Raw genomic sequence first — 9,780 nt, forward strand, 5'->3', positions numbered from 1 at the left:
ACCGATACGACCTGAAAGGAAAATTTATGGACTTAATTATAACTTTTGTATTTGCCGCTTATGTAGTAGTAAGCGTTATAATATGCGTTATTGTGGGTGCAGTTTCAAAAAGCAATAAAGCAGTGGCTATATCTGTTGCCTTATGTGTTTTAGTGCCGTTTTACGATGTCGTTCCTACTAGGATTATCGCAAATAAATATTGCCAAATAGAGCCTAAATCCAAGATTGATAAAATTGTAGAATATCCAAAAAGTGTATATGTCAAAATTGACAACGCCAAAGTCGGTGATATAGATACTAGCTTACATTTAATAGAGGCTTTATTAGACGGAATTCATATTGAAAAAATAGCAATCGAGTGTAATAGCAAAATAACGGATAAATATAAATGCAGCAATGGAAAAGTAGAAGAAGTATATTTTGATAAAAATTCAACCCATTACACGCAATACATAAATTTAATTTCGCAATATCAAAATTTACACACCGATAAATCAGCTCAATTTCACTTTTATAGAGAAAATGAAAAGGCTATCAAAGAAGCCAAATTCAAAATAACAAAACGCAACGAAGCGGAAAAAGATAGAGATATTATCAAAAATTACAACTATTCTATAATAATAAATAAAAGTGAAAAAATCTCTGATAGTTTATTTGAAAATGCTTTTTATCATATCGTAAATGTATCTATTGTAGAAAATAAAACAGAAAAAGAGATAGCTTTTTGGAAAATGTATATTAGAAATAGAGAAGAAGCGACTTTTATTTTCCCTGAAATATTAATGCCGCATTTTACCGATGATTACCAATTTACGAATAAAGTATGTGGCAAAATACAAGAAATAGAAAAAGTCTTCGATATGGATAAATGGAGCAAAGGTTTATCTATTGATATTTATCAATAATTATTTAAAATAAAATTTTTCAATAAGGAGAAATCTAATGAATACATTAGAACAAAACATTACAGAATTCGGGCTGTTAGCTGAAATGGCTTATTTAAAGCACAATAAAATTTTTAAAAAGTGAAATGGGTGCGTTTTGTGAATTTGAAACAAAAATATAGAATTTGTAGAAATATCAGATATGTATTATTTTTGCCATTAATTTTAATATTTGGTTATTTGGCGGGAGCATTAGTATCTATGATATTGTTATTGATTAGTGATAGTGTTGCAATAAGAATTACTATTAATCTAATTATAGCCTTGTTCGTTTGTATTTATCTTGTTAAATATTTTTATGCTAGATATAAACAATTCAAATACAGCAATTTATTTATAAAAAATCCAAAATTAAGTGTGATAGTTTTTTGCATTGAAAATTTATCATTGATAATTTTGTATGTTGGTTTTTTGTATTTTGTTGCAACAAAGTATTTATATGGCAATAGCGAATACATAAATACCCTTATAGGATTATTTGGTTTTTTGGTTGCACCGATTTGTGTGTTTGTTTTTATAATAACTTACATGTTTAATGAAAGAAAATAAAAATAAATAATTTAACTAAATTTAGCCCAAAAATGGGCTAAATTTAGAATTTTAGTGTTTTGACAAATAGTTTGTATCGTAGTCGTTGTTGATAAAATCAGGGTTATTCATCATCGCAATGTGGAAATCGCGGGTAGATTTGATACCGCCGATGACGAGCTGAGATAGTGCGATTTTCATCTTTGAAATCGCGCGAAGCCTGTCTTTGTCATGCACGATGAGCTTGCCAATCATACTATCGTAAAATGCCGGCACGCTGTATCCCTCATACACATGGCTATCCATACGCACATTGCGTCCGCCAGGTGCTATGTAGCGAGTGATTTTGCCCGGATTTGGCATGAAGCTTTTCGGATCTTCGGCTGTGATTCTGCACTCGATCGCATGACCGCTAAATTTAATCTCATCTTGGCTAGGGAGCTTATGACCCTCGGCTACCCTTATCATTTGCTCGATCAAATCAAGCCCTGAGCGCATTTCGCTGACTGTATGCTCGACCTGCAAGCGCGTATTCATTTCGATGAAATAAAATTTCTTATCCTTGCTGTCGTATAAAAACTCAAATGTTCCCGCACTGACATAGCCTATCGCCTTAGTCGCGCGAACAGCTGTTTCTAGGAGCTTGGCGCGGGTTTCTTCGTCGAGTATCACTGCCGGGCTCTCTTCGATTAGCTTTTGGTGGCGGCGTTGCATAGAGCAGTCGCGCTCGCCCACATGTAGGACATTTCCGTGCTCGTCGCCGATGACTTGAACCTCGATATGGCGCGGATTTGTGATGTATTTTTCCATATACATTGTCCCGTCACCAAAAGCACTCATAGCCTCACTCTCAGCCGACCAAAAAAGCTTTTCTAAATCCTCTTCTCTCTCGACCACTCTCATACCGCGTCCGCCACCACCAGCAGCCGCTTTGATGATGACAGGATAGCCGATTTCCTTAGCTAGTTTGCGCGCAGCCTCGACATCGGCAATCGCGCCATCTGATCCTGGCACTACTGGGATTCCAGCTCTCATCATTACTTGCTTAGCCTTGCTTTTATCGCTCATTAGCGTCATAGCTTCAACGCTTGGTCCGATAAATTTAATGCCGTGTTTGGCGCAAATTTCGACGAAATTTTGATTTTCGCTCAAAAATCCATAACCAGGGAAAATCGCATCAGCCTCTGTCAGCTCGCATGCTGTGATGATTGCGGGGATATTTAGGTAGCTATCGGTTGAGCGCGGCCCACCTATGCAGATCGCAGCGTCAGCGTATTTGACATAAAGTGCGTCTTGATCGGCTGTTGAATGCACGACAATGGCCTTTTTGCCCATTTCTTGGATTGTGCGAAGTGCGCGAAGTGCTATCTCACCGCGGTTTGCGATAAGAATTTTATTTAGCTCTTTCATAGCTTTTCAACCTCAAATAGCGACATAGCGTATTCTACTGGCTGTCCGTCCTCTACTAGCGATTTGATGATACGACAATCAAACTCAGCCTCGACCTCGTTCATAATCTTCATCGCTTCGATAATACCGATAGTATCGCCTTTATGCACGACTTGACCAGCACTTACAAATGGATTTGCGCCCGGGCTTGCAGCCTTATAAAAAGTGCCAACCATAGGGCTATCGATAGTATCCATACTAGCCTTGCTAGCTGCGTGAGAGTCGCCTACGACGACATTTACAGCTGGCACAGCAGCCGGGGCGTGCGGTGCAGGTGTGGCACATGCTGCGCCGGTTTCGATATCTGCGCCGAATTTTTTAATTTCGATTTCAAAATCGTCGTTTTTAATTTTAATCTTGCTCAGAGATGATTTTTCGTCGAAGAAAGTCATCAATTCCTTAATATCTTCTTGTTTCATTTATTTCTCCTAAAAATAGAAATTCCAAAGGCGCATTTTACCTAAATTTAGTTAATTCTTACATTAAATTTAAATTTGGCGAAATTTTGTGAAATTTGAAATTGAGTAAAATTTAAAAAAGGGCGCAAAATCTGCGCCCAAGAGTTATTAATGAGTAGCGTAAATTTCAGCAATTTTCGCTTTGTCTAGACCTTTTGAAAGGGCAAGTTGTAGTAAAACCCTAGCTTTGGCAGCGTTTAGGTTGTCGCTTGTCAAAAAGCCGTATTTTGCATCATCGACCTCTGCGCCAACGCTTGTTGAGCCAGAGCCTGTGCGAGAAGCGCGAACTACGACAACGCCAGCTTCGCTAGCTTTTGCAAGTGCAGCTTCGACGGTTGGGAAAGGATTTCCATTACCCATGCCAGCTAGCACGATACCTTTCGCGCCGTTTGCAACAGCAGTTTCAACGAAATCAGCGACATCTTGTGCGTGAGCGAACAAAATATCAACGCGTGGAAGCTCTTTTACATCTTTGATGTTAAATACGCTATCGACTGTGTGTTTGCGAAGTGGATTCATATAGAAATTTACGATTCCGTAATTTACGGTGCCGATTTTGCCAGCGTTTGGTGAAGCAAATGTATCAACAGCAGTTGTGTTTGTTTTAGTTACTTCGCGTGCAGCGTGAATTTCGTCGTTCATTACGACCATTACGCCTTTTTCGCGAGCACTTGGGTTGATTGCGACATTTACGCCATTAAAGATATTTAGCGGGCCATCTGCGCTTAGTGAAGTGCCGGATCTCATCGCGCCAACCATTACGATAGGTTTTTTAGTTTTTACGACTAAATTTAGAAAATACGCTGTCTCTTCCATAGTGTCAGTTCCGTGAGTGATGACTACGCCATCGACATCGTTTTTCGTAAGTAGCTCATTTACGCGGTTTGCTAGTTTTAGCCAAACTTCATCGTTCATCTCTTGTGAGCCGATTTGTGAAATTTGCTCGCCTTTGACATTTGCAATGTCGTTGATTTGAGGAACAGCAGCTAGCAATTCATCGACAGTCTTTGTGCCTGATGTGTAATCACCGCTAACAGCGCTATCACCTCCACCAGCGATTGTGCCACCTGTGGCCAAAATGTAAATATTTGGTTTAGCCGCAACTAATGATGAAGCGATAAAAAGCGCAGCGAACGCGAATTTGCCTAAGATTTTCATCTTGTCTCCTTAAAATTTGATAAATTTCTGCATTTAATTGCAAAATTAAATTTGAATTATAGCACCAAATTTGTAAATCGTGGAATTTTATTGCTATAATGCGCGAAAAATTTTTCAGTTTAAGGATAAATATGGGACTAAAAAGCGATAAATGGATTAGAGAAATGTCGCAAAAGCACGCTATGATAGTGCCATTTGCCGAGGAGCAAGTGGGGCGTGGCGTGGTGAGCTATGGCGTATCAAGCTACGGATATGATATCAGAGTGGGAAATGAGTTTAAAATTTTCACAAATATCGGTGGCACGGTCGTCGATCCTAAGAATTTCGACGAAAAAAATGTCGTGGATTTCGTAGGCGATATCTGTATCGTCCCGCCAAATTCTTTCGCACTGGCTCGCACAATCGAGTATTTTAATATGCCTTCTGATGTGCTTGCAATCTGCCTTGGCAAGAGCACTTACGCAAGGTGCGGAATCATCGTAAATGTAACGCCTTTTGAGCCGGGATTTAAGGGGCATATCACAATCGAAATCTCAAACACAACCCCGCTTCCAGCCAAAATTTACGCAAACGAGGGAATCGCGCAGGTGCTGTTTTTGCAAGGCGATGAGCCGTGCGAAGTAACATACGCCGACAAAAAGGGCAAATACCAAGCCCAAGAGGGCATTACGCTGCCAAGAATTTTAAAATAAGAGAGAAATATGAAAAATTTAGTCATAGTTGAATCACCAGCCAAAGCCAAAACGATAAAAAAATTTTTAGGCGAAGATTACGAAGTAATCGCTAGCAAAGGTCATATCCGCGACCTTCCGCAGAAAAAATTTGGCATTAAAATCGACGGCAACAAATTTAGCCCCGAATACGAAACCAGCGCGGATCACGAAGCTATCGTGTCGCAGATAAAAAATTTAGCCAAAAAAGCAGGTCAAATTTACCTAGCAACCGACGAGGATAGAGAGGGAGAGGCGATAGCATACCATATCGCAGAATCAATCGGCAAAGCCCCAACCAGCCTGCCTCGCATTGTATTTCACGAAATCACAAAAAGCGCGATTGATAACGCCATAAACTCACCACGCACGCTCGATATGAATAGCGTAAATGCTCAACAAGCGCGTCGCTTGCTAGATCGCATAGTTGGCTACAAGCTAAGTCCGCTACTAAACACCAAAATCCAAAGAGGGCTAAGCGCTGGGCGCGTCCAAAGCGCGGCTTTGAAAATCATTGTCGATAAAGAGCGCGAAATAAGGGCGTTTGTGCCGGTAGAATACCACAGCATAGACGCTGTTTTTAAGAAAAAGCTAGAAGCCGAATTTGTCAAATTTAACGGCGAAAAAATGGAAAAACTATCCATAAAAACAAAGTCTGAGGCTGATAAAATTCTAAAAATTTTAAAAAGCGAAGAATTTAGCGTTAGCGCGATTGAGAGCAAATCTCGCAAAACAGCCCCAAGCGCGCCGTTTATGACAAGCACACTTCAACAAGCAGCCTCGACTAGCCTTGGCTTTAATCCTCGCAAGACTATGAGCCTAGCCCAAAGCCTATATGAGGGGGTGAATACGAATTTTGGCGGTGCGATTACATATATGAGAACAGATAGCCTAAATTTAGCCAAAGAGGCCGTTGCTGCCGCACGCGATATGATCGAAAAAACCTATGGCGCGCAGTATCTGCCAAAATCGCCAAACATTTACACCACCAAATCCAAAGGCGCGCAAGAAGCCCACGAGGCAATTCGCCCTACAAACATAGCCTTTACGCCACAAATGGCAAAGGCCACGCTCCCACGCGACGAAGCTAGGCTTTATACGCTGATTTATAATCGTTTCATCGCATGCCAAATGAGCGCTTCTACCTCAGATATCCAAACAATCACGATTTGCGGGGCGAGCGCTGAATTTCGCATAAGCGGGCGCAAGGTTACATTTGACGGATTTTACAAGGTTTATGGTGATTTGGATAAGGATAAAATTTTGCCTGAGCTTAAAAAAGGCGATAAAATGGAGCTTGAAAGCCTAGGAAGCCAACAGCATTTCACCGAAGCACCAGCAAGGTATTCAGAAGCGAGTTTGATTAAAAAACTCGAAAGCCTAGGCATTGGCAGACCAAGCACTTATGCGCCAACCATCACGCTTCTAACCTCGAAAAAATATGTCGAAATCGACAAAAAACAGCTAATCCCAGCCGAGGTCGCCTTTAAAATCACCGAGGTTTTGGAGGGGCATTTTAAAAATATCGTTGATAGCAATTTCACCGCCAAAATGGAAGAAAAACTCGACGAAATCGCCGAAAACAAGGCTGATTGGCAAGAAATTTTGGCGAATTTTTACTACCCATTTATGGACGAAATCGCCAAAGGCAAGAGCGAAATCGCTAGCCAAAAAATCTCCGAACCAATCGGCGAGAAATGCCCACAATGTGGCAAAGAGTTAGTAAGGCGCGCTGGGCGTTTTGGCGAGTTTATCGCGTGCGAAGGCTATCCGAAATGCAAATACTCTCGCAATCTAGGCGAGAGCGCAGATGAGGCAAGCAAATCTGAGCCTGAAAAAATCGGCGAGAAATGCCCGCAATGTGGCAAAGAGTTAGTCAAGCGCGCTGGCAGGTTTGGCGAGTTTATCGCGTGCGAGGGCTATCCGAAATGCAAATACTCTCGCCAAATCGAAGGCGCAGCCAAAGCCCCAGCCAAAAAGGCCACCAGCACCGGCGTAATCTGCCCAAAATGCGCCAAAGGCGATGTGGTCGAGAGATTTTCGCGCAGGGGGAAATTTTATGGTTGCTCGAACTATCCAAAGTGCGATTTTGTGAGCAACTACGCCGTGCTTTCGCGCAAATGCCCTGAGTGCAAAAACACCTACATGGTGCGAAAAGAGCTGAAAAAAGGCAATTTCGCCGAGTGTCCGAAATGCAAATTTAAAGAGGAAATCGAATAAACAAATTTAGCCATTGCCAAATTTGGCGTGGCTAAATTTCGAAATTTAACCAAAATGAGCGAAATTTTAATTTTAATCACGCTAGGATTTTTCATATTTACCTCGCCGTATCTAGCCAAAGTGCTAAAAATCCCAGTCTCGCCCACAGAGATAATCCTAGGCATAATCGCTGGAAATTTGGGCCTGCTTTATGCCAATCCTACCTTTGATTTCGCCTCTAAAATCGGGTTTTATTACCTTATGTTTTTGGCTGGGGCAGAGGTGGATTTTCGTTTTTTGTTTAAAATTTCGCGCCAAATTTTAAAAAAATCACTTCTGTTTTTGACCCTGCTTTATATCTTGGGCGCGATTTTGGTAGCGATTTTTGATTTGCCAAATTTAATCATCATCGCCGTGCCACTTATGAGCGTGGGACTGCTCTCGACGCTGTATAAGGACTACGGCAAGGACGAAGAGTGGCTCAATCTAGCCATGCTAGTAGGCGTGTTTGGCGAAATAGTAAGCATCGTAGCCCTTAGCGTGGTGGGGATTTACCTAAAAGATGGCTTTGGGGCGAGCATGCTGCTTAAAATCGGCTCGCTTGTGGGCTTTATCGGCGCAATCGCGCTAGTGTTTAAGTCCCTAGAAATGGTGTTTTGGTGGTATCCAAGCCTAAAAACCATAATCATGCCACATTATGACAAAAACGAAAAAGACATACGATTTGCTATGGCGATTTTTTGCCTAATTTGCGCGAGCGCGTCGTGGCTAGATATCGAAATCTTTATCGCGGCCTTCATCGCGGGGGCGTTTTTGCCGACATTTTTCTCGCACAAAGAGGGTCTCGTGCCAAAGCTATCGTCATTTGGCTTTGGTTTTATCGTGCCGATATTTTTCATACACACAGGCGCGGCGGTCGAGCTGGACGCACTGCTAATGCCCGGGGTTTTGAAATTTTGCCTGCTGCTAGCTGGGATAATGATTTTTACGAGAATTTTGTGCGCTGGGGTGTTTTGGGAGATACTGCACGCGCGAGCAGGCGCGCTTTTTGCGCTTAGCCTCTCAATGCCACTGACACTTTTGATCGCGACTGCGACGCTGTTTTTCGAGGCAAATTTCATAAGCAAAGAGATTTATTACGCAATGATTGTCGCCTCGCTGATAGAAGCTCTCGTGGCGATGATACTGATAAATTTTATTTTTAATTATAAAAAGTAAAATTTAATCAATGCAAATTTTTTTAAAATTTTAAAGGGACTAGACTAGCATTACGATATAATAATGCCTATAAAAATACCAAATAATCGTCATTTTAGTAAAAATATTGCCAGTATGAAGCCTAAAATTTAATAAGCAAAGAAATTATAATTTCTTTGCTTCTTTGCAATCCCACTCATTACCTAATTTGCAAGATTCTTTATAATACATTTTTGCTTTATTTTTAAATGCTTTTGCTTGATTTTTATCATTTGTATTATTTGATTTATTTAAATACACCAAAGCAGATATATGGCAACCAAATTTATCTTTTAGATTGCAGACTTTTTCATAAATTTCAAGGGCTTTATCGTCGTTTTCTTTTACTTTTCCCAATCCAAACGCATATATATTAGAAACCGATAAACAAGCTTCTATATTATTTTTATCGCACTCTTCATTGTAATACAAAACAGCCTCTTCAACATATTTATCGCACAGATAATCCCTTGTAGCCTTATCACCAAAATCAACACCATGTTTATTTTTTAAACAAAAACGCTTCAAATCATTTATGCTGTCTATTTTTGGATCAAATTTAAATTCATCGGCATTTAGTGAAAAAATAACCAATAAAACAAACAATATATTTTTCATACTTGTCCTTTTAAAAATTTTTTGATTATATTTTAAATCTAGGCTAACAAACCTTTCTTTAAAGCAATTTTATCAGCATATTATACATAAATTTTTTCATCGTTTTATCACTAAAATTCACACTATTTGCACTCTTTTGAATATAATTCCAAATCGCCTCGATATCGTTAAATTTAGCTATCTACGATTAATAAAACTCAAAAAAACCAATGCAACGGTGCAGGTGCGAAACACAAGGCAAGTTTCTACAAAACAAACAAAGCACTTTTCGCAAGGTAAAATTCCGCTTAAATTTTAAAATTCTACAAAATACTGACCTATAATTGATTTAAAATTTGATTGACATAAAATTTTAATTGATTTTAAAAAAGCATAAAGAATAAAACAAAGTCCGCAACGACCTACTTTCCCGACATCCGAGTAACGGAGAGTATCATCAGCCATGATGAGCTTAGCTTCTTGGTTCGGTATGGAGCAAGG

Annotated in this window: 9 protein-coding genes; 4 read left to right on the top strand and 5 right to left on the bottom strand. The window is 40.1% G+C overall.

Translation table 11 applies throughout. The annotated features are described in order from the left end of the window. The first annotated feature begins 26 nt into the window (after positions 1 to 26). Complete coding sequence (locus OFN91_RS07980; protein WP_270862510.1) at positions 27 to 905, top strand: hypothetical protein; 879 nt, start codon at positions 27 to 29, stop codon at positions 903 to 905. A gap of 639 nt (positions 906 to 1,544) precedes the next feature. Here OFN91_RS07980 and OFN91_RS07985 read toward each other — a convergent pair. The 3 genes from OFN91_RS07985 to OFN91_RS07995 form a co-directional block, all read right to left on the bottom strand. Further along, on the bottom strand, positions 1,545 to 2,882 hold the full coding sequence (locus OFN91_RS07985) for an acetyl-CoA carboxylase biotin carboxylase subunit (protein ID WP_270859944.1): 1,338 nt from the start codon (positions 2,880 to 2,882) through the stop codon (positions 1,545 to 1,547). Then, positions 2,879 to 3,340, bottom strand: a complete 462-nt coding sequence (gene accB, locus OFN91_RS07990; protein WP_270859945.1) for an acetyl-CoA carboxylase biotin carboxyl carrier protein — start codon at positions 3,338 to 3,340, stop codon at positions 2,879 to 2,881. The genes OFN91_RS07985 and accB overlap by 4 nt, the downstream gene beginning before the upstream one ends. Positions 3,341 to 3,487: 147 nt before the next feature. Then, positions 3,488 to 4,537, bottom strand: a complete 1,050-nt coding sequence (locus OFN91_RS07995) for a type II asparaginase (protein ID WP_270870109.1) — start codon at positions 4,535 to 4,537, stop codon at positions 3,488 to 3,490. Between the two features lie 131 nt (positions 4,538 to 4,668). On the opposite strand from OFN91_RS07995, the gene dcd reads away from it, so the two are divergent. From dcd to OFN91_RS08010, 3 genes are read left to right on the top strand one after another with little or no spacing between them, the layout of a single operon-like run. Next, entirely contained in the window at positions 4,669 to 5,229 is a 561-nt protein-coding gene (dcd, locus tag OFN91_RS08000) for a dCTP deaminase (protein ID WP_270866517.1), read from the top strand. A gap of 9 nt (positions 5,230 to 5,238) precedes the next feature. Next, positions 5,239 to 7,467, top strand: coding sequence for a type I DNA topoisomerase (gene topA, locus OFN91_RS08005; protein WP_270873875.1), 2,229 nt, complete (start codon positions 5,239 to 5,241; stop codon positions 7,465 to 7,467). Positions 7,468 to 7,521: 54 nt separating this feature from the next. Next, positions 7,522 to 8,664, top strand: coding sequence for a cation:proton antiporter (locus OFN91_RS08010; RefSeq protein WP_270873876.1), 1,143 nt, complete (start codon positions 7,522 to 7,524; stop codon positions 8,662 to 8,664). Between the two features lie 144 nt (positions 8,665 to 8,808). On the opposite strand, the gene OFN91_RS08015 is transcribed toward OFN91_RS08010, so the two are convergent. Then, a complete protein-coding gene (locus tag OFN91_RS08015) occupies positions 8,809 to 9,300 on the bottom strand; it encodes a hypothetical protein (protein WP_270873877.1) in 492 nt (163 codons plus the stop codon). A 294-nt stretch (positions 9,301 to 9,594) separates the two neighbouring features. Beyond that, on the bottom strand, positions 9,595 to 9,780 hold a 186-nt coding region (locus OFN91_RS08020), incomplete at its 5' end, for a hypothetical protein (RefSeq protein WP_270873878.1).

The sequence above is a fragment of the Campylobacter sp. JMF_08 NE1 genome, assembly GCF_027737875.1.
GTDB lineage: Bacteria > Campylobacterota > Campylobacteria > Campylobacterales > Campylobacteraceae > Campylobacter_B.

Excerpts from the sequence above, each read along its gene's own strand:
- OFN91_RS07980 (WP_270862510.1), top strand. The coding sequence starts at position 27 with ATGGACTTAATTATAACTTTTGTATTTGCCGCTTATGTAGTAGTAAGC.
- OFN91_RS07985 (WP_270859944.1), bottom strand. The coding sequence starts at position 2,882 with ATGAAAGAGCTAAATAAAATTCTTATCGCAAACCGCGGTGAGATAGCA.
- accB (WP_270859945.1), bottom strand. The coding sequence starts at position 3,340 with ATGAAACAAGAAGATATTAAGGAATTGATGACTTTCTTCGACGAAAAA.
- OFN91_RS07995 (WP_270870109.1), bottom strand. The coding sequence starts at position 4,537 with ATGAAAATCTTAGGCAAATTCGCGTTCGCTGCGCTTTTTATCGCTTCA.
- dcd (WP_270866517.1), top strand. The coding sequence starts at position 4,669 with ATGGGACTAAAAAGCGATAAATGGATTAGAGAAATGTCGCAAAAGCAC.
- topA (WP_270873875.1), top strand. The coding sequence starts at position 5,239 with ATGAAAAATTTAGTCATAGTTGAATCACCAGCCAAAGCCAAAACGATA.
- OFN91_RS08010 (WP_270873876.1), top strand. The coding sequence starts at position 7,522 with ATGAGCGAAATTTTAATTTTAATCACGCTAGGATTTTTCATATTTACC.
- OFN91_RS08015 (WP_270873877.1), bottom strand. The coding sequence starts at position 9,300 with ATGAAAAATATATTGTTTGTTTTATTGGTTATTTTTTCACTAAATGCC.